This window comes from Methylocystis sp. ATCC 49242 (genome assembly GCF_000188155.2).
Classification (GTDB): Bacteria; Pseudomonadota; Alphaproteobacteria; order Rhizobiales; family Beijerinckiaceae; genus Methylocystis.
The window spans coordinates 88402-107327 of record NZ_KE124773.1; the positions used below are offsets into that span (position 1 = coordinate 88402).

Sequence of the window (18926 nt, forward strand, 5' to 3'; positions counted from 1 at the left end):
CGGGCTGGAGATCGAGCCGATAGAACCGGCTCATATTGCGCGCGGCGTCGATGCGGCAGAGATGCACAACATTCATAGTTTTATCCGAAGTTCCGTGCTGCTGGTTTAAGGGGAAGTAAGGGCCTTCCGAAGAGATTTTAGCAATTCCTCGGCATCCTCAATTTTCTTAAGCAGGCTGGCATCGCCCTTCATTTTCTGGAGGGTGGTCCAAGGTACACTTTTCATGGCTTCAACTGCGGAATCCAAATCGGTTAGAAGGCCGTCGTTGGCTTTCTTTTCGACCGCACGCAGACGTAGCTGCGCCGACTCTAAATCGCCATCATCACTTAGGAAGTGAGCACGGGCGACCGGATCTGGAAGAATGACTCGAAGCTTCCGCAAATCCTTCGAACTCGTTATGCGTTTTTCATTCACCTTTTTGACGACAGCGTCGATAACGCTGGGGACCAAGAGCTTTTTGCTCACGCCCATCAATTCGCGCGCCCAGGTGATTGCGGCGCTCGGATCGCGCAATTTCGTGAATTTCTCCGAAAGCTCGAAAACCTCAACGAGTTTGTCGAGCTCACGAACTGTAATGCCGAGGATGTTGGCCGCACTTGCGCGCCCCATCAAATCGACGAGGCGATACGCAACCATCTCCTTTTCCTTGGCGTCCCATTCCTTGCGTTGGCGATGAATATAAATCCATACGCGGAGCCGCTCCTCCTCCGAGAGCGTTCTGTCTGTCACCTCGACGGGAATCTGGCGATATTGCTCGCGCCCTCGTTCAACGAGAATGCGGGAGTTCGTCCATCGGCGATCGCCGTCAATGATCCTGAATTTACCTGGCAACTCAGGATGAGGCTCGACGAGGAGGGGCTCGAACAGCCCCTCATTTGCTTCAATTTGGCGTTGGAGCTCCTCATCTTCCTTCGGCCCTAACCGTGGCTGGTTCGGGTTAGGAACGACCTCGTCGATATCAACTTTCGTGCGATAGGTTCGCAGGATCGTGCGGTCGAGGCGACGTTCCTGGAGCCCTATAACCTTCGACCGATGTTCGGGCGTAGTATGGTGTGGTTTGGTCATAGGTGTGCAGCTTCTAGGGTCATTTCTTCATCTGCTGCGGTGCCAATAATTCCGCTGATTTCGTTGGACAGTTCGGCCTGCACCTTTTGAATCGAGCGGATTAACTCGCCTTCCTTTTTCCAGGCCGCCTCATGCTGTTTCCTCTCCTTAACCTGCTGTTCCAGCAGCTCATCAGTGTGGGCGTCGACCAGGCCGAAGAGTTGAGTGCAGCGTTCCGACGTAATGAACGCATAAAGAGCCGCCGTTTTGCTCTCTCGTTCGGTGCTGCTTCGGCGCAAAGTATGGGTCTGGAGCAAGTGCTGACGGATCAGGGTGACGACCGACACAACGCGAGCGGGATTGGCGAGCAACACACCATCCTGGACATGCAGCTGGCGCGTTCCAGCCGGAAACTTATGTGTGGAAAGAATTGCGTGCTCAGCCTTTGCGGCCAGCTGGTCGTTGAGAAGCTTAGTAACGTGGTCGTTGCGGAAGGCGTTGTGGTTCTTTGAGTCGTAGATGATAGTTCCGCACTCCCTGCCGTTGTGCAACACAACGTGGATGATATCAGCGCCCGGGGCTCCCTTCGCTATGCGCTCGATCCGGTCGCCCGGAAATTCCTTTTTGAGAGCCTCAAACAAGTCAATTTCGGCCCCTTCGCCGAGCTCTTCATTTGTCTTTTTTTCAAGGGCGCGCTGCAGTTCGTTCACTTTATTGGACAGCTTCTGATTCTCATCAAAGGCCCTAGCTTTCTCGACGTTGATCGCCTCATCCTTGGCCTTTTCCATGACCTCTCTTAGAGAATCGAGGCGCTCTTTAAGAGCGAGCTCATGTTGCTCCGAGAGTTGCGAAAGCTTGGTTTCGGCCTCCGCGGTCTTCGCCTGGGCCTCGGCAAGAGCCTTTTCGTTGTCAGAGATTTTCTGACGGATGGACGCTTCGGCGAGCTCGGTCGCCTCTTGACGGATGCGGCTGGCTTCGGCCGCGGCATCTTCTCTAACTCGCGCCACTTCAGCTTCTTTGGCCTTATGAAGTTCGTCAAGTTGAAGCTGAAGCGCCACTCCTTTCTGCTCCGCCGCGAGCTTTGTCTCTTCGGCCAGAGCGATCCGCGCCTGCAACGCGGCCTCTGATTCAAACCGGGCGCTTTCGCTAGCTGCAAGCTTCTCGGCTACCGTAGCTTCCGCCGCCCGCTGCGCTTGAGCCAGAATCTCGGCCTCGCGCGCCTTGGCGTCGGCCTTTGCCGTCGCTAGAGCCGTCTCATTTTCCTGGCGCAGTTGCTGGAGCTGAGCCTTTAAATCAATTCCGGCCTCCTCGGCCGCCTTCCTGGCCGATTCTGATTCCTCGACCTGCTTCTGCAGCGCGGTTTGCAATTCTTGGCGGCTTTGCTCCGCCGCGGCGAGTTTTTCTGCGGCAGCAATTTCAACAGCTTTACGTGTTTCCTCGCGCGCCGCCGTCTCCCGTGCAGCACTCTGACGACGTTCAGCATCAATGTCCGCCCTGGCCTTTGCCTCAAGCTGAGCCTTGTCAAACGCATATTGTTGTTCAAGTTGCGCGGTGATTGCCTTCGTCTGTTCCCGCTCGCGCGCTGCGATCTTTCCGCTGATCTCCTCGAGCTTTTCGACAGGAATTTCTTGTTCGCACCAGGGGCACGTCTCGCCGTCTACGTGGAGATGCGGCGACGAAGGCTCGCGGAACAACGAGGTATTGGGGGACTGCGGAATCATAGCTTGGTCTCCTGCAAACTTAGGTCCTATTTTGTCCTATTTTCTCCTAATGTCAAGCGTCTCGGTCGTGCTGCGCAGCTAGAGCGCGACATAGATGACGTTATATTGCCGTATTTGCTGCCTTCTGCGATTGCAGCGGCCGGCTTCATGCTTCCCGTAGCTGCATGGAGGAAATTACAAAATAGCCGTCTCCAGTCCTTATTTCCTCAGTGTGAGCCTGCACTCGAAATCGAGCGTGCTTTCGGACGAAGTCCGGAATCCAGGGGAGGTCATCGCGGAAAAACACGAGCTCCTCCGCCGAGCGGATAATCGTCTGGTTAAGGGAGCAAACCTCAGAATGATTAGGCCGGACGACGCGAAAGCGCATCTTGGAAAAACTGAGGTCCACCTCTCCGCGCGTCTCGGGCTGGGGGATGATCCGCAAGGCCAGCTCCGCTGTGAGTGGCACGATGCGATTTAGGACGCGCGGGTCTTCTGCGTGCTCGACGGCAACAGGGAAATCGCTGGTGAAAAACGGGCTATGGCTCGCGTGATCATTGACGATGATGTCCCAAAGCCCATTGCCGAAAACAGATGCAGTTTTGAGAATGTTGGAAATCCCAATGGCCTGCGGATACTTCTGGTCGACATTGACCTGTATGGCCTTTGATTCAAGAAGCTCTGTGAAGCTTCGGCTTCCCAAGCCAGTAGGCGAAGGGCCGAACATACCTTTTGCGTCCAGTATTTTTGAGGTCGCTTCCACGACTTGCCGCATAGGCGCTGAGTGCACGCGCATCGCTGCGGGTGAGCATGTCGCGACGTAGGCAGCAAAGCCCGCAATCACATAGATCGTTGTCTCGTCGATTTCGCCGCGCCGAAGACAAGAAACTGCCTCGTTATATCTCGGCTCGACGCCCTTCAAGAACTCCTCAATGATGCGTTCTTCGGTCAGGTAGGCGTTTGTGCTGCCATCATCGATGCGACAAACGTCCTTTGACCCGCACGGAAACTTGAGCAGATCACGTTTCCTGATAGCGTGCATCTTGTTGCCAAGCACGGGAGAGTAGAAGTTGCGTAGGTGGACCTGCGAAACGTAATGGTCGAGGGCCATCAGCCTTGGTCTTTCGTGCCAGAAGAGCTCATCTCAAATCACCACTCTCTCGACCTCGTCGAGGCTCATTTCATCCCGCCGCCTGTCATAGAGCTGCGTCGTGCGCGTCGAGGCATGGTTTGCCATGCTCGCGGCCTTCTCCAATGTCCCCCCGTTTTTGAGATAGGCGGTGATCCCTGTGGCGCGGAAGCTATGATTGCCGACCTTGGTGGCGATCCCCGCCGCCAACGCGCGCCGCCGGATCATGGCATAAGCATTGGCCTGGGGCAGAGGAGTCAACGTCAGCTCGCCTGTGCCACGTCCGATCGTACGGAACAAATGCGCCTTTGGATCGGCTGCGAGGTAGCAGCCGTCGATATAGGCGTGCAAGTAAGACTCCAGATTATGATGACAGGGCATTTCATGTCGCTTGCCGCCCTTCTCATGCAGTCGCACCCAAAGGCGGCGGTTCTGTACGTAAACATCTTCGACTTTCATGGCGAGCGCTGCGCCGACGCGCGCGAAGGAATAGACCATCAGCGCGATGAGAGCGCGATCGCGCAAGCCGACGGTCGTCGTCACGTCGATGCTGTCGAGCAAGATGCGCGTCTCCTCCGGATCGAGCACCGGCGTCTTTCCGACTTTCACGACATGCTTGGGGCCGCGCACGCTGGCGGCCGGATTGGTCGGGATGATCTGGCCGGTCACCAGCCAATCGAACAGCATGCGAATGGCGGCAAGGCGCTGTTTGGCGGTTGGCGCGCTATGGCTTCGCGTCAGCGCTTCGACATAAGCGCCAATATGCAGCGGATCGATGTCGATGATCGAGGCGAGGCCGCGCTGCTCGCACCAGGCGAGGAATTCGCCAATCGAGCGGCCATAGGCACGCCGCGTGTGCGCGTTGCGGATGTTGTTGACGAAGAATTCCCAAAAGCGGGTCTGGGCGCGCTCGCCGGCAGAGCGGACGAGCGCGGGAACCCGCGCGGAGGCATGCATTGGAAGCGTGTTGATCGCATTTTCCTGCATGACTTTGAGCTCATGCCGGGACATAGCCACAAGCCTTGGTGAGCCTAGCGTAATCAGATGGATCGTAGGGAAACTGATGCAGCTCCGCACACGGGGCGGGCGGCTTAACGTTTGGATTCTGGCCTATTTGAAAAATCTTGCCGATCAGCGCGAGATCAGATCGGTCGACAAGCGCGATGTGAATAAGGGTGGCTTTCCCGTTTCTTTCTGACCGAATGGTCCAATCACCTTTGAGCGTCTTGCCAAGGACCTCAATTAGAACGCCGTAAGGCGTCGGGAATTTGCGCCCGTCACGAGCTAGTCCGACGCGCGGTGCTTTCCAGCCAAACCCTGTGACAACACAGATTGCTTTCGGGTTAGCCTTCACAAAAACGTCCCAACTCCGTTTGCCCATGACGCCCTCCAGAATCTTTGATAAAGGACATTATCATATATAGATTAAGCTTGGCAATAAGGTCGGATCGATACGATCCCGATGGATACCAGGAGCGTGTGCGTAACGGACGCTTTCAGTTACGCTGCAATTTACGGTTCGTCTTTGGGGCTTTGGAGTTTCTTTCAATGTCGATAGCGGCGCTGTCAGAACGGATTTCTCGTGCTCTTTCGGGGTGCGATCCACTGTTGTTCCTGGTTTGCTATTTGGCGCTGTTGCCGCTGTTTGCGGGCCTCTACTTGCTGTGCGCGCCGAACGGTTTCTATGCCCCATATTCACAACGAGAGCCGCTTGCAAATGTCGATCGGGACCAAATGCTTTCTGACCTGACTGCGGCCATGAGGCGCGACGCCAAGAAACACGAGATTTTGGAAGTCGAGGGGAAGCCGTGTCGGTTTGCAGCGGAAATTGCATCCGTTGAGGATCACGAAGGCGACATGCGGGATCGAATCCCGTTTGATGTTATATTGCCGTGCGTTGTGTCTGTGAACGACAAGGACGTAGTCTGGATGTTCAGAGCGAATATTATGATGTATGCGGACGGGGCAAATACGTTGGGTGAAACCCTCATCCATCATCGTGTTGCTTACATGCTGGACACGACGCAATCTGATGACCGTCAAATTTTTACGGCGAAGGCTTTGAATATTTTGTTTGATCGTGGAGTTGGTGATTATGCGAAGATGTTTCGCGGGCCGCAAATTTTGCTGACAGCCGAGGAACAACGCCGCTTTGAGGATTATGTGCGCGGTGCGCGCGGGAATCCTCTGAAAATCAGCGGCTCATTCGGGCGTATGTTGTATTTGAGCGCGGTCGTGCAAACGACGCTTGGGCTCGGCGACATTCTGCCTATGACCGCCATGGCGCGCTTTCTTGTCGCTTCACAGGCGGTCGCCGGAATCGTCGTAGCCGGACTATTTCTCAACGCTATCGCGTATCGGGCCTCGGCTCCCTAGTCATCTGGAACTGAAGTTAGATTCATTGTAGGAACGCTCTTTCACAGGAATAGCGGCAAGCTATTCGCTGTCACAATAACTTTCGCACCTAACTTTTGCACAAAATTAGACCTTCAGAATCAGATGGTTAGTTTTCATCCGAAAGTCTTGACTTATGCACAAATCAATGACGTCGTAATCGAATCGATGCCCGAGAACGTCCTTCGCAGCCCTTCGATTTTGGGCCAGAGGCTTCGTCGACAATAGCGAAGGCGGCGTCGCCATCTTTGTCGTCGCATCGGCAGCTCTCGAGCCAGAATCGGCGGCAGTCGCTTTTGCTTCCGTTGCAACGACCGCTTTGTTCTTGCGGCGGTTGGTCGTCCGGGCGCGAGCCTCGTTGATGTACTTGATTAATGTGGCGGCGGCGATAGCGAAGCCATTTTCCCGCATGATTTCGGCAAGTTCCGTGCTGGTATATCCCTTTGCGCGGAAAGCGAGCAGATCCGGGAGCAATTGGACGACTGCGGCTTTGAGAGGACTGCGGGAGCGTGTGCTTTTCCTCGACGGCGCCGAGCGCAACGCCGATCGCAATGCAGACACCTTATCAATGGGCGGCCCGCTCGCTTCGACCTTTTTATTCCCCATGGCGCCGCCCTTATTAGATTCACCTTTGCACTGTCACCGTACCAGCCTCAATTTGATTCCACCCTAACAACCGGTTTGGTTGGACATTGTTTCAATCGAATCAGAGCATTAACACGTGCGATAGCTTCGTTCCGCTTTGCGACAAGATCGGGGCATCTGTGATGACTGAGGTGTTTTTCAGGGAAGGGACGCAAGTTTTCCGTGATGTCTTGGGGGCGCGGATTTGGCACTCGCATGCGTCGAACAGATCGTGTCCCGTGGCGTGGTGTCTAATCGCCGGTCCTCGGCCTGGGTCCGAGGGTGATCAGGCCGCCACGGCGGGCAGGCTGATGATGGGATCGTTGCTCATCGGCTCGAGTGATTCAAGGCTCATGTAGCGACGTGTCACCGCCCACTCATCAGTTTGTTCGAGCATGAGTGCGCCGACGAGGCGAATGATCGCCCGCTCGTTAGGGAAAATGCCGACGACGTCGGCCCTGCGTTTGACCTCGCCGTTGACCCGTTCGATTGGATTGGTGCTGGCGATCTGCGGCCAGTGCTCGCGCGGAAACGCCATGTAGGCAAGCACGTCCTCGCGGCTTGCGTCCATCATCTCTGCAAGCTTTGGAAAGCGTTCGCGTAAGGCGTCGGCGACCTGCCGCCACTGGGCATGCGCCGCCTCCGCCGATTCTTGCGCGAAGATGGTCTTCAGCATGGCGATGACCGCGGGCCGCTGCTTTGGCGCGACATGGGCGAGCGCGTTGCGCAGCCAGTGCACGCGACAGCGTTGCTGGGTCGCGTTGAAGACCTTGGCTGCAGCGGCGCGCAAGCCCTTGTGATCGTCGGCGATGACGAGCTTTACGCCGCGCAGGCCGCGATCAGCGAGCCGACGCAGAAAGCTCTTCCAGAAGGGCTCGGCTCCGAGGGGCCAGTGACGACGCCCAATACTTCGCGCCGGCCGTCGGTGTTGACGCCAACGGCGATTATCGCGGCGAGTGAGACTATTCTGCCGCCCTGGCGGACTTCCAGATAGGTCGCGTCGATCCACAGATATGGCCATTCTCCTTCGATCGGCCGCGATAGGAAGGCGTCGACGCGCTCGTCAATCTCCTCGCATAGGCGGGAAACCTGGCTCTTGGAGACGCCCGTCCCGCCCATCGCCCTGACGAGATCGTCAACGGCGCGCGTCGAGACGCCGTGCATATAGGCCTCCTGGATGACGGCGGCCAACGCCTTCTCCGCCGTGCGGCGTGGCTCCAGGAAGGACGGGAAATAGCTGCCCTTACGCAGCTTGGGGATCGAAAAATCGATCCGGCCGGCGCGCGTCTCCCAGGGTCGCTCGCGATAGCCATTGCGCTTGTTCTGCCGGTCGGATGAGCGCACGCCGCAAGGGCCGCCGGTCCTCGTTTCGACCTCCAGCTCCATCAGCCGCTCGGCGGCGAAAGCCAGCATCTCGCGGATCAAATCCGCGTCGGCCCCCTTTTCGATGAGTTCGATGAGGGCCATTCTCTCGTCGGTCATTGTCGTCTCCTGCCAAGGATTTTCGATTCGCAAACCGAACCTTAGCTGAAGACCGGCAATGGCCGCCGCTGCGCCACCCGCTTCGCTACGGCGCTATGCAGAGCGCACTCGCGGGCGGCGGCGACGGCATCACCTCAGACACCACGTGCGGGGACACGATCCGTCGAACAAAATCTCGGATAGTGAGCTGTCTCCTCCAGCCCGATGCTCTAGCCGCGCGGCGCCCTACGCGCCTCGGCGACCGCGGCCGGTTAGGCGCGTTCGTCATTGTCGCTCGACCGACTCCTGCACGGCAAGGCGCGCTTCCGAGTCTTGATGGTGCTATGTGAGCAACTCCCGACGAAGGGCGACGGCGACGGCGTGCGGCAGCGTTGATGCGCCGAGTTTCTTCCGGCCATTATCCGGATGAAACTTCACCACGCGCGGGGTGACGTCCAAAATCGTCGCCATCTCTTGCATCGCTTGCTTGCAGACGCCCATCCCAGGCACTGCCGCCTCTGATTGTGTGCAAGCCGCTGTCGCCGGCGGCCTCCGATGGATCCGACATTCTGGCCTTAACGTGAGCATGGTAGATCATCTGCAGCAGATTCTTAAAGTCCTCCGCCAGACGCTCGAGGGCGGAAATCCGATCGTCGGCCGCCAAAGTGCACGCGGCGAAGCGGCCGTAACCGGCGGCAATCGAGACGGTCAGGTCCCAAATCGGACTCAGATTAACGGCGCTCATGCGCCCTCCTTCGCAAACCGCCACACCGGGATCCCCATCTTGCGGGCCTTGTCGGCGAGGTTCTCGACGATCCCCGACCCCGGAAAGATGATGACCCCGATGGGCAGCGCCTCGAGCATCGCGTCGTTGCGCTTGAACGGCGCTGCGTTTTTGTGGCGTGTCCACTCCGGTTTGAAGGCGACCTGACGAACCTTACGGTTATCCGCCCAACAGACGGCGATCCGCTCCGCGCCCTTCGGCCCGGCTCCGTGGATTAGGACCATGCCCGGGTGCTTCGCGTGCACCTTATCGAGCGTATCCCAGATCCGTTGATGATCGTTGCAGTCCGCGCCGCCGGCAAACGCGATGCGAGGACCGGGGGGCAAAAGCACCTGTGTCTCGGCGAGCTTTTTGGCGTTCAGGAAATCCCGGCTGTCGATCATCGCCGCCGTCAGGGCGCGGTGATTGACCTGCGATCCCGAGCGCGGGCGCCAAGAGGAACCGGTCTCAGTCGCGTAGAGCTCTGCGAGATGGTCGCGAAAGAATTCGAAGGCGTTGCGTCGTTCGGTGAGTGTGAGCCCTTGCGCGATTAGCCGCTCAAGTTCGACTGAGCGGATTTCTGAGCCATCCTGTTCGGTCTGCGAACGGCGCTGCGCGGTTTCGTTGTCGTCGAGTTCGCGGTCGATGCGCTGCGCCTTGCGATGAAAGAGATTGACGAAGGACCACAGGAGATCGGCAAGATCGGCTTCGAGACGGGTGTCGAGAAAGAGGCTCGACAGAGCTTCGAGGGCGGACTCGAGTGCAACGGACGCGGCGTCAGAAGAGGGCAGGGGGCGCGAATCCGGTTCGTCGTCCAGGGGGCGATAGCCGTGCGAAACCAGTTCGTCCAGAAGGTGCGAAGAAGCTGAAGCATTATGTTCGGGAACAATGGTCTCGAAGGACTGAGAGGCGAATTCATCGTTCATGACGGAAGTCTTTCGCTGGAGGCCGCGCCGATCGCGGCCTGACAGCGATCTTGAGCCGCGGGCGGATCTCGCCGCACCCGCAGGGTCGAAGCAAAGCGAAGAACGCTTCTCGCCGACTTCTTTGACGCGCGAGGAATGCCCGAAGCGCAAACATAGGGCAGGGGAAAGAAGTCGGCGAGGAGCGTTGCGGCAAGCGAGCCGCTTGTGGCGTCATCGCTGCTCTTTCAGGCCAGCGCGAGGCCCTCTCGCTAAAGAGACAGCCGCTTACGATGAGACCGCCCTCGAGCACCGTCGAGTCTTCATTGGGGCGCTCCGTAAAGCGTCTGCATCTTACGCCAGCAGCGCCGAGAGCGAGGGCGGTGCGCCTTCGAAAGCGAACGGATGCAGGAACTGCCTTCGCCACAGCAGGCTTCGAACCACGTCGCTGAGGGCGGCTTCGGCGCAGACCGCCGCACATCGATCACAGATGGTCGTGATATTTGGCCTGTTTATCGATCACCACGGAGGCCTTCGCAAAATTCAAGACATAGAAGGCGCCTCGTTCAACGGCGGCGCGGCGCCAACTTGGCGTTCAGCCCCAAATCAGCCGTGTAACCCGGTCGTGCATGCTTTCGCGCGAGGTCTTACGCAGCTCGCCGTTGAAGTCAGCGCCGAGCGGAATGATCGTTGTCGCGTCGATGAGATGCTCTCTCATTTGCGCAGACAGTCTCTGCGCAGCGCTTCGACCTGGCTCGTCATTGTCGGCGGCAATGACAAGCCGTCGTAAATTCGATGGCGGACGCCAAGCGGCAAGATGCGCGGCGGAAAGCGCCGCGACCATCGGAATGTCGGGAAAAGAGCTGTTGAGCGAGAGGACCGTTTCAATTCCTTCGCCGATGATGGCGAAGTCATCGATGACACCGAAACGCACGCCGTTGCCGAGTATGGCGCCGAGCGAACGTCGCGGCGAAGCGACGTTCGCCTTGACGTTACGCGCCAGATCGAGAAAGGTTCGATGAATGCCCCTGATCTCGCCGCTGTTGTCGGTGACGGCGGCGACGAGCGCCGGCAATTTTCTGGGTGCAGATTTGGGATCGCGATAAAGCAGCGCCGAGTGATAGCGCAGCGGCGCGTCATGAAGATCGGCGGCGATTTTCCGCGCGCGGAGATAGGCCTCCGCTGGCGTGCCGTCGATCGGGTGCGACGCCGCCCAAATCTCTCGAGCGAGCGCAACGGTGTCGCGCTCGCTCGAATGGGGATCTCGTCGCTCTGGAGTTCTTACGCGCGGCGCCCCCAAAAAGCGCCGCGCCTCGGCGAGCGTATCGCGAAAGGACGCGAGCCCCTCTCGCGCGCGGATGAGATCAAGAAGGTCGCCATATTCGCCTGTCGCGCCATCAGCCCATTTGCCCCGCGCTCCCTTACCAGAGAGAGGGCCCTTGAGCCGCACATAGAGGCTTCGGCCGACGTGGTTGTTCACGTCGCCGACGATCCAGTAATTGCCGCACCGACGACCGTTCGAGAGATAATGCCTGCAGACGTCCTCGACATGCTCGGCGAGGCCGCTGGACAGAGTCCGAGTTGGGCTTTCCATCATCGCCTCCCACTGTTCTCAAGAATTCACGCGGGTCGCAGGCGCGACGCGGAGCAGGGGATAGAGCGCCAGGAGCTTCTCGACGATATTTGCAACGTCGTCGCCGAGCGGCACGAAGAGCCGCAGCTTCCAGGCGATGATTTCGGAAACAAGGCCCTGCGCCTTCAATCGATCAACTATCGTGTCGTTAAAGCCCGAGAGTTCGAGCCGATGCCGGTTCATCACGAGCGAGCGCTTGAGGACCAGCCCCTCAGCGAGCACGAGCCCCGCGCCGTCCTCCATCACCGCGGCAAGGGCCGCTGCTGGCGCAAGGACAGGGGCCCCGGCGCCCGTCGCTTCGAGTAGGACGGCGGCGCTCGCCGGCGAGACGAGCCGGCCGATGATCCGTTCGCCCTCGTCGGTCTGCAACCGATAGACCCGCGCCGCTTCGTCGGGGAGCCGGTTCCAGACCGGGAGCAGGAGGCCGGTCACGATGTGGAACGTGCTCTCGGTCAGTTCCGGAAGGGATGCGACCTCTATCTCCCACGCCCGCCGGAATTCCTCCGAGCTCGCGTCGCGCCAATGCGAGCGCTCCAAGGCCTCGACGGTGACCACATCGGCATGGGCCGGACGCAGCAGACGAACCCGCGGCTGAACCGAGCCGTCGTCCTGCATCAGCGCCGTCGCGGACAATTTGACGGCGGCGCGGCCCGACTGGTCGTTGATCATCAATCGCGATTTTTGCGAGGCGGTCGCATAGTCGAGCGCCTCGCCCAGCGTCGTGATCCGCGTCTTGTCCTTGCGCAGGATAGTCAGAAGCTGCGTCTCCGCCCCGCTCTTGCCATGCACGGCAATCGTTTGGCGGTTCGTGACAACAAGGCTTTCGGCCACCAGCGTCTCGACGCCGACGTCAAAGACGCCGGCCTGGATCGCCGCCTCGACCTGCGCTTCCATCAGCCCCTCGAACACCTCGAAGAGGAGGTTCTGCAGCGCGATCGGCAGAGCGAGGATGCGGTTGAGGAAGGTCGAGATCGGCGGCAGCTCCTCCTTGAGGCTGCCGTCCTGGTCGGTGAGATCGAGGCCCGTCGCTTCCATAAAGCGCGTCAGCGAACAGCCTTCGACCTTGCCGGCATAGACCAGCTGATAGAGCCGGCGCAGCGCCGTGCGGCCGTACGGCGATTCGAGATTGTCCTCGGGCCGGAACAGGCCCTGACCGCCGGTCTGGCGCTGGCCGCGGGTGATCGCGCCGAGCGTGTCGAGTCGGCGGGCGATCGTTGAGAGAAACCGCTTCTCGCCCTTCACGTCGGTCGCGACGGGACGGAACAAGGGCGGCTGCGCCTGATTGGTACGGTTGGTGCGCCCAAGGCCCTGGATGGCGTTGTCAGCCTTCCAGCCGGGCTCCAGCAGGTAATGGACGCGCAGCCGCTGGTTTTTGGCGGTGCGATCGGCGTGATAGGAGCGCCCCGTGCCGCCGGCGTCGGAAAAGACGAGGATGCGCTTCTCATCATCCATGAAGGCCTGCGTCTCGCCAAGATTGGAGGAGGCCGGACGGCTCTCGACGCAAAGCCGATCCGAGCCGTCGGCGTTGGTCTTGCGGACGATCCTTCGCGAGCGACCGGTGACCTCGGCGACCATCTCGATCCCGAAGCGCTGCACGATCTGGTCGAGCGCGCCCTGCACGGCGGGAAGGGCGGCGAGATGCTCGATCAGCCGATTACGGCGCTCCATGGCCTCGCGCGACTGGACCGGATTGGCCTGCTCGTCGACCACGGGCCGAGAGTGCAGATCGCCGTTCTCGTCGGAATAGACTTCAAAGAGCTGGATCGGGAAGGAATGGGCGAGATAGTCGAGAACATATTCGCGCGGGGTGATGTCGCAGGAAAGATCACCCCATTCCGAAGTGGGTATTTCGGCCAGGCGGCGCTCCATCAGCGCTTCGCTGGTCGAGACGATCTGAATGACGGCGGCGTGGCCGGCTTCCAAATGCCGTTCGATCGAGGCGATCAGGCTCGGGACCTTCATCGCCGTGATCAGGTGATTGAAGAAGCGCTGTTTGTTGGACTCGAAGGCCGAGCGCGCGGCGCTTTTGGCGTTGCGGTTGTAGGCCCTGCCGCCCTCACCAGTGATGTTCGCGGCTTCCAGCGCTGCGGTCAGATTGTTGTGAATGATCTCGAAGGCGCCGGCGTAGGCGTCATAGATACGAATCTGCTCCGGCGAGAGCTGGTGCACCAGCATCTCGACTTCGACTCCGGCGTAGGAGAGGGCGCGCGAGGCATAGAGGCCCAGCGCTTTCAGATCGCGCGCCAGCACCTCCATGGCGGCGATGCCGCCGGCCTCCATCGCCGAGACGAAATCCTGCCTCGTCGCGAACGGCATGTCCGTCGAACTCCAGAGCCCCAATCGCATGGCGTACGCGAGATTGGCGACGGTCGTCGCCCCGGTCGCCGAGACATAAAGGACCCGGGCGTCGGGCAGGGCGTTTTGCAACCGCAGGCCGGCACGGCCCTGCTGCGAGGCGGTCTTCTCGCCACGCTCGCCCTTGTCGCCGACCGCCTTGGCGAGGGCGTGCGCCTCGTCGAAAACGATCACGCCATCAAAATCCGCTCCCAGCCAGTCGACGATTTGCGTCAGGCGCGAAGCCTTCAACGCGCCGTCGCGGCCCTGGCGTTCGTCCGAGCGCAGAGTCGAATAGGTCGTGAACAGAATGCCCTCCGACAGCCGGATCGGTGCGCCCTGCTTGAAGCGCGACTGCGGCACGATCTGCAGCTTCTCCTGGCCAAGCGCCGCCCAGTCGCGCTGCGCGTCTTCGAGCAGCTTGTCGGATTTGGAGATCCAGAGCGCCTTGCGGCGGCCTTTCAGCCAATTGTCGAGAACGACGCCCGCCACCTGGCGGCCTTTGCCGGCACCGGTGCCGTCGCCGAGATAATAGCCGCGGCGGAAACGGACCGCTTTCTCCGCGTCGTCGGGCGCGACGGAGACAGTATCGAAGCTGTCATCGACGAGAAAGGAGCCGGCAAGATGGCCGGAATGGGCTTCGCCGGCGGAGATGACGCTCTCGAGCTGCGCGTCGGAAAGCAGCCCCGACTCGATGACGTTTTTCGGGAGATGCGGCCGGTAGGTCGGCTTTGGCGGCGCGACCGACGCCATGGCGGCGGATTGCACGAGGGTCGTCGGATGGGGCTTCGCGCCATGAATTGCGATCGACTGCACGGCGTAGGGCTCGTAGAGCCCGGCGCTGAGCACGCCGACCTCGGGCACTTTCCATTGGCGAAGCTCATAGGCGAGCTCGACGATCTCGACCGGCGAAGCGGGGTGCCGGGCATGGACCGGAGCCGCGTTGCGCGGGGCGGGGCGCGGCGGCTCCGTGAACGCTAGAAGCGGGGCCGCGCGGTGAGATGTAGCGATCGGCGCGAACGAATCGACGGTCGCGCCGACGCCGCCGAGGACCGATGTCTCGCCATAGACCGGCCCGTCCGCGGCGAAGGGCGCGCGCGGCGGAACTTCCCGCTGCACGAGCGCGAGCAGCTCGGGAAGGCCGGCGATCGGACCGAATCCGCTGGGAAATTGTTTTGGGTTTTCAGCCGGCGTCTTGTCGAAAACTGTCAGCCTGCTTTCGACGCTCGTCCCATGTCGTGCGAAAAATCCGCGCGCGAGCGAGGCGGTGAAGACAAGCCGCCCTTGTTCCTGCAAGCGCTCGAAGCTTGTGCGCCAGCTATTCGAGGTCGGCGCAAAGGTCTCGCCGGTGATCGCGACAAGCCGGCCGCCAGTTCGAAGCCTCGCGAGGCTCGCACGAATATGCTCGAAGGTCGCGGCGGCGTGCCGCCCCTCGATCAGCGGCGATGAGGAGAAGGGCGGATTCATCAGCACGACGCTCGGAACGAAATCGGCGTCGAGCCGATCGTGCAGCTGCGCGCCATCAAAACGGCTGAGCGGCGCTCCGGAAAATAGCAGCTTCAGGAGATCGGCCCTGGTCTCGGCCCATTCATTAAGGACGAGTTTCGCGCCGGCAAGCTCGGCGTGGATCGCGATCATCCCCGTGCCGGCGGAGGGTTCGAGCACGATGTCGCCGGCGCCCAGCCCCGCCGCGAGGCTCGCGACATAGGCGAATTCCAGCGGCGTCGAGAACTGCTGAAGCGCGTGGCTTTCTTCCAAGCGCCGCGTCTCGCTCGGCAGCAGCGCTCCGATCTTCGAGAGCATCGCCAGGGCCCGCGCGGGTTCCTTGTTCGCGCGCGCAATCATCGCAGGGCCATAGCGGCGCAGGAACAGGACCTGCGCCGCCTCCAACGCCTCGTGAGCATCCTTCCAACGCCACGCTCCCTCCGCGTCGCTCGCGTCAAACGCTCTTTCCATCGCCGCGCGCAGGCCGACGACATTGATCGGCTGGCCCTTGGCGAGCAGATTGACCAGCGCTTGCGCCGCCATCATCAGCGCGTGTGGCTTGTCGTCGGTTGCGAATGAAAATTCGGCTTGGGTTGCTTTACTGCGGACAGCGGCGAAGTTCTGGCTCATCGATCATCTCCGGGATTATTGGCATCGGCCCGGGACGCTCTCTCTTGTCGCCTCCCGGGCTCGCCCTTCCCGGCAAAGCCCTCTTGCTCTCCTTTCCGCTCACCCGCGCGCCAGCCGCTTATGCACGAGCGGTCCGAACATCCGGCTGACCACCGAAAGCTCGCCGCTTATCACCACGCGGACGTATTCGGCGAGTTCGGCGGGGTGATCCAGCAACGACAAGGGCGCGAAATGATTGCGCCCGCCGTCGTAGTCGCGCCGACCCTCACACGTTCGGATCAGAATCCCGCTGTCGGCGCCGATCGCTGGTTGGCAAACTTGGATGTACACCCGTTCATGGTGCAACGTGATCTCACCACTGACAGCGACGCCGCCACGGTTCGAACGCAAGTCATATGAAACTTCCGAAAGGCGCAGTTCCTTTGCGAGGGCCCGCAACGCGGTTCGCGCTCGGCGATGGAAGGCTTTCTTTTGTTCGCCGTCATAGGCGCAGCGTCGATACCAGTCGAACGTCATAACAACCTCCGCATAAGAAAAGAGCCCGCCGGTGAAGGCGAGCTCGCTCAAAGATGATGGGAATGAAGGAGTTGTGCCGACTATTCTGCAGCGGCGGGATAATCTGGGCCTACGGTTGTCTCGTCGAGAAACGCCGGCAGCTCGTCGCCCTTCGCGATCGAAGCATCGCTCTCTGAAGCGCTCGCTTCCTCAATTGGAGCGGGCTCATCGAGGCGAGATGAGCGCAAGCCGTCCGGTAGCCATCCCGTTCCTTGCAAGAGGCGCTCGGCCTCAGCGGCCATGTCCGCCTTCTTCAGGTGAGCGATCATCTCCGCCGTCTCGTCGCCCTTCGCCTCCCGCACCGCCGCGAGGATGTGCGCCTTCGTGACCTTGCCGAGAAAGCTCTCTACGCTGGCGCTCCAAAAGCCGCGCATATCGAGCGCGAGATGCTCGGCGAGATGGTCCGCGTGCCGGAGCGCGCCGGTTCGTCTCTCCCAGGGCATGTTCAGCGCATTGACGCTGAGGGCGATGCACAGCGCGAAGAGTTCGGCGCGGATGGTCTCGTCCTGAGCGAGCAGCCAGGACCAGAGATCGCCCGCATCGGCAGGCAGGCGCATCTGCCAGTTCCCGAAGGATTCGAGCAGCGTTCGCGCCGCGAGGCTGTCGCCGATGCCAGGGGCGTGAGAGCCGAGCATAACGCTGCGCTCGGAGAGATCGAGACAGGAGTGGGAAGTCGCGCTGTAGAAAGCGTTCAGCACCAGCGCATGCGTCGCGGCGAGGAACGCGGCCTGGGGATTGCTGGCAAGGCTCAACCGCATCGCCACGGTGCGATGGGCCGAAAGCTCGGCGATCATGAGACCAGACAGTTTTGGCGAGGTCTCGACCTCTTCTTCCGCGAGGGCGCACGAGGCGGGATCCGTCTCCGTGCCGGCGCCCATCGCCGGGTCGCCGGCGCTCAATGGAGCGCCGGACCGGGGCTCCCCCTCTACGGCTGGAACGCCACCCTCCTTGCGCGCTTCATCCTCAGGACGGACAAATCCGCGCTCGACCTTTAGGCGACCGTCGTAGTCGATACTGACGAAAACGCCGGCGCGGGCGATCCCGGCGCCATCATAGATCGCGGGACGGTCATCGACCCTTGCGATCTCCGCCTCGAGTTCGGCCATGCGCCGATCGACCTCTTCCGGCAAATCGTCTGCGCTTTCATGCTCCTCCGAGAGACGATTATACTCGGCGACAGCGGCGGCGTAGCGGACTTGCTCTTCGTCGGTGAGCGGCGCTTGGGTTCCCGGCAGTCGCCGCAAGCCATTGGTGTGGCCGTAGGGGAAGTCGATCGCCGTCTCCGACCACTTCCAACCTTCCGCGCGGATTTCCTCGGCGGTGCGCTCGAGCTTCTCGCGCGAGAGACGATCGAGCAGCGCGGCATCCTGCAGCCATCCGCCGTCGTCGCGGTTGAAGAGGTCGCGAAGCACGACGCCGCCCGCGCTCTCATAGGTCTCGCTCCCGACGAACAGCGCGCGCTTGTCGGAGGCCCGAACCGCGCCCTGCGTCAGCTGGCGGCGGATCGCATAAGGTCCCGTGTCATAGGAGCGCGACAAGGCCGCCCAGACTTCCTCCTGCCTTTCGTGATCATCCGTGACGCAAAAGGCCATGAGCTGCTCGAGCGACAATTCCTCGTCAACATAGAGATCGAGCAGTTTAGGGCTCGCTGCGGCGAGCTTCAGGCGCTGACGCACGACCTGTGCGCCAACAAAAAACCGCGCCGCGATGTCGTCGATGCTCAGGCCTTGGTCATGCAGGTTCTTGAAGGCTCGGAATTGATCGAGCGGATGCAACGCCTCGCGCATCGTGTTCTCGGCGAGCGAGTCTTCCTCTTGGACGCCATCCGACTTCACGATGCAGGGAACCGGCGCGTTCTTCGCGAGACGCTTCTGCTTGACGAGAAATTTGAGAGCGGCGAGCCGTCGGCCGCCGGCAATCACGCCATATTTCCCGGTCTCGCCGCCGTCGTTATCGACGAGCGGGCTCACGCTCAGCGACTGCAGCAGCCCACGCCGGGCGATATCCTCGGCCAAATCCTCGACGCTCACCCCCGCCTTGATCCGTCGGACATTCGCGTCCGACGCGACCAGCTTATCCAGCGTGATATCGCTTGCAACTGCCAGTGTGATCTTCGACATTTCCATCGACTCCGCGAAGGGCAGGCGAAAGACTCTCTCTCGCTCCCTTTCCCTTCGAAGAGCCCGAAGGGCCCTCTCGCTCTCGCCCAACTCAGCCTGGCAGCTGCCAATCAAAGCTATCGATCATGGTTCTCTAGGCCAGCAGTTGGAGA

At 60.7% G+C, this 18926-nt stretch carries 13 protein-coding genes and 1 pseudogene; 1 reads left to right on the plus strand and 13 read right to left on the minus strand.

Going from position 1 to position 18926, the window contains the following annotated elements:
- Positions 1-105 precede the first annotated feature (105 nt).
- The 5 genes from MET49242_RS01620 to MET49242_RS24650 form a co-directional block, all read right to left on the minus strand.
- On the minus strand, positions 106-1065 hold the full coding sequence (locus tag MET49242_RS01620) for a ParB/RepB/Spo0J family partition protein (RefSeq protein ID WP_036279944.1): 960 nt from the start codon (positions 1063-1065) through the stop codon (positions 106-108).
- Positions 1062-2765 (minus strand): DUF2130 domain-containing protein, encoded by a 1704-nt coding sequence (locus MET49242_RS01625; RefSeq protein WP_036279946.1) that lies wholly within the window; start codon positions 2763-2765, stop codon positions 1062-1064. Before MET49242_RS01625 ends, MET49242_RS01620 begins: the two co-directional genes overlap by 4 nt.
- A 145-nt stretch (positions 2766-2910) precedes the next feature.
- A complete protein-coding gene (locus tag MET49242_RS01630) occupies positions 2911-3855 on the minus strand; it encodes a DUF4238 domain-containing protein (RefSeq protein WP_036279948.1) in 945 nt (314 codons plus the stop codon).
- A 33-nt stretch (positions 3856-3888) separates the two neighbouring features.
- Positions 3889-4884, minus strand: coding sequence for a tyrosine-type recombinase/integrase (locus tag MET49242_RS01635; RefSeq protein WP_084678834.1), 996 nt, complete (start codon positions 4882-4884; stop codon positions 3889-3891).
- Entirely contained in the window at positions 4871-5254 is a 384-nt protein-coding gene (locus MET49242_RS24650; RefSeq protein ID WP_144259417.1) for a hypothetical protein, read from the minus strand. The genes MET49242_RS01635 and MET49242_RS24650 overlap by 14 nt, the downstream gene beginning before the upstream one ends.
- A gap of 167 nt (positions 5255-5421) precedes the next feature.
- Here MET49242_RS24650 and MET49242_RS01640 point away from each other — a divergent pair, with 167 nt between their 5' ends.
- Positions 5422-6249, plus strand: coding sequence for a potassium channel family protein (locus MET49242_RS01640; protein WP_084678835.1), 828 nt, complete (start codon positions 5422-5424; stop codon positions 6247-6249).
- A 105-nt stretch (positions 6250-6354) separates the two neighbouring features.
- Here the strand turns inward: MET49242_RS01640 and MET49242_RS01645 are convergent, their stop codons facing one another.
- The 8 genes and pseudogenes from MET49242_RS01645 to MET49242_RS01680 form a co-directional block, all read right to left on the minus strand.
- Entirely contained in the window at positions 6355-6873 is a 519-nt protein-coding gene (locus MET49242_RS01645) for a hypothetical protein (protein WP_144259418.1), read from the minus strand.
- A 304-nt stretch (positions 6874-7177) separates the two neighbouring features.
- A pseudogene (locus MET49242_RS01650) lies at positions 7178-8373 on the minus strand (IS256 family transposase).
- A gap of 397 nt (positions 8374-8770) precedes the next feature.
- Entirely contained in the window at positions 8771-9097 is a 327-nt protein-coding gene (locus tag MET49242_RS01655; protein WP_036279954.1) for a hypothetical protein, read from the minus strand.
- Positions 9094-10041: a DUF2493 domain-containing protein gene (locus MET49242_RS01660; RefSeq protein WP_036280113.1), complete on the minus strand. Its 948-nt coding sequence runs from the start codon at positions 10039-10041 to the stop codon at positions 9094-9096. Before MET49242_RS01660 ends, MET49242_RS01655 begins: the two co-directional genes overlap by 4 nt.
- 571 nt (positions 10042-10612) lie before the next feature.
- Positions 10613-11611, minus strand: coding sequence for a toprim domain-containing protein (locus tag MET49242_RS01665; protein WP_036280116.1), 999 nt, complete (start codon positions 11609-11611; stop codon positions 10613-10615).
- An 18-nt stretch (positions 11612-11629) separates the two neighbouring features.
- A complete protein-coding gene (locus MET49242_RS01670; RefSeq protein ID WP_036279955.1) occupies positions 11630-16099 on the minus strand; it encodes a strawberry notch-like NTP hydrolase domain-containing protein in 4470 nt (1489 codons plus the stop codon).
- A 99-nt stretch (positions 16100-16198) separates the two neighbouring features.
- Positions 16199-16615 (minus strand): hypothetical protein, encoded by a 417-nt coding sequence (locus MET49242_RS01675; protein WP_051133935.1) that lies wholly within the window; start codon positions 16613-16615, stop codon positions 16199-16201.
- Between the two features lie 80 nt (positions 16616-16695).
- Complete coding sequence (locus MET49242_RS01680) at positions 16696-18774, minus strand: ParB/RepB/Spo0J family partition protein (RefSeq protein ID WP_036280119.1); 2079 nt, start codon at positions 18772-18774, stop codon at positions 16696-16698.
- Between the last annotated feature and the right edge of the window lie 152 nt (positions 18775-18926).

Excerpts from the sequence above, each read along its gene's own strand:
- MET49242_RS01620 (WP_036279944.1), bottom strand. The coding sequence starts at position 1,065 with ATGACCAAACCACACCATACTACGCCCGAACATCGGTCGAAGGTTATA.
- MET49242_RS01625 (WP_036279946.1), bottom strand. The coding sequence starts at position 2,765 with ATGATTCCGCAGTCCCCCAATACCTCGTTGTTCCGCGAGCCTTCGTCG.
- MET49242_RS01630 (WP_036279948.1), bottom strand. The coding sequence starts at position 3,855 with ATGGCCCTCGACCATTACGTTTCGCAGGTCCACCTACGCAACTTCTAC.
- MET49242_RS01635 (WP_084678834.1), bottom strand. The coding sequence starts at position 4,884 with ATGTCCCGGCATGAGCTCAAAGTCATGCAGGAAAATGCGATCAACACG.
- MET49242_RS24650 (WP_144259417.1), bottom strand. The coding sequence starts at position 5,254 with ATGGGCAAACGGAGTTGGGACGTTTTTGTGAAGGCTAACCCGAAAGCA.
- MET49242_RS01640 (WP_084678835.1), top strand. The coding sequence starts at position 5,422 with ATGTCGATAGCGGCGCTGTCAGAACGGATTTCTCGTGCTCTTTCGGGG.
- MET49242_RS01645 (WP_144259418.1), bottom strand. The coding sequence starts at position 6,873 with ATGGGGAATAAAAAGGTCGAAGCGAGCGGGCCGCCCATTGATAAGGTG.
- MET49242_RS01655 (WP_036279954.1), bottom strand. The coding sequence starts at position 9,097 with ATGAGCGCCGTTAATCTGAGTCCGATTTGGGACCTGACCGTCTCGATT.
- MET49242_RS01660 (WP_036280113.1), bottom strand. The coding sequence starts at position 10,041 with ATGAACGATGAATTCGCCTCTCAGTCCTTCGAGACCATTGTTCCCGAA.
- MET49242_RS01665 (WP_036280116.1), bottom strand. The coding sequence starts at position 11,611 with ATGGAAAGCCCAACTCGGACTCTGTCCAGCGGCCTCGCCGAGCATGTC.
- MET49242_RS01670 (WP_036279955.1), bottom strand. The coding sequence starts at position 16,099 with ATGAGCCAGAACTTCGCCGCTGTCCGCAGTAAAGCAACCCAAGCCGAA.
- MET49242_RS01675 (WP_051133935.1), bottom strand. The coding sequence starts at position 16,615 with ATGACGTTCGACTGGTATCGACGCTGCGCCTATGACGGCGAACAAAAG.
- MET49242_RS01680 (WP_036280119.1), bottom strand. The coding sequence starts at position 18,774 with ATGTCGAAGATCACACTGGCAGTTGCAAGCGATATCACGCTGGATAAG.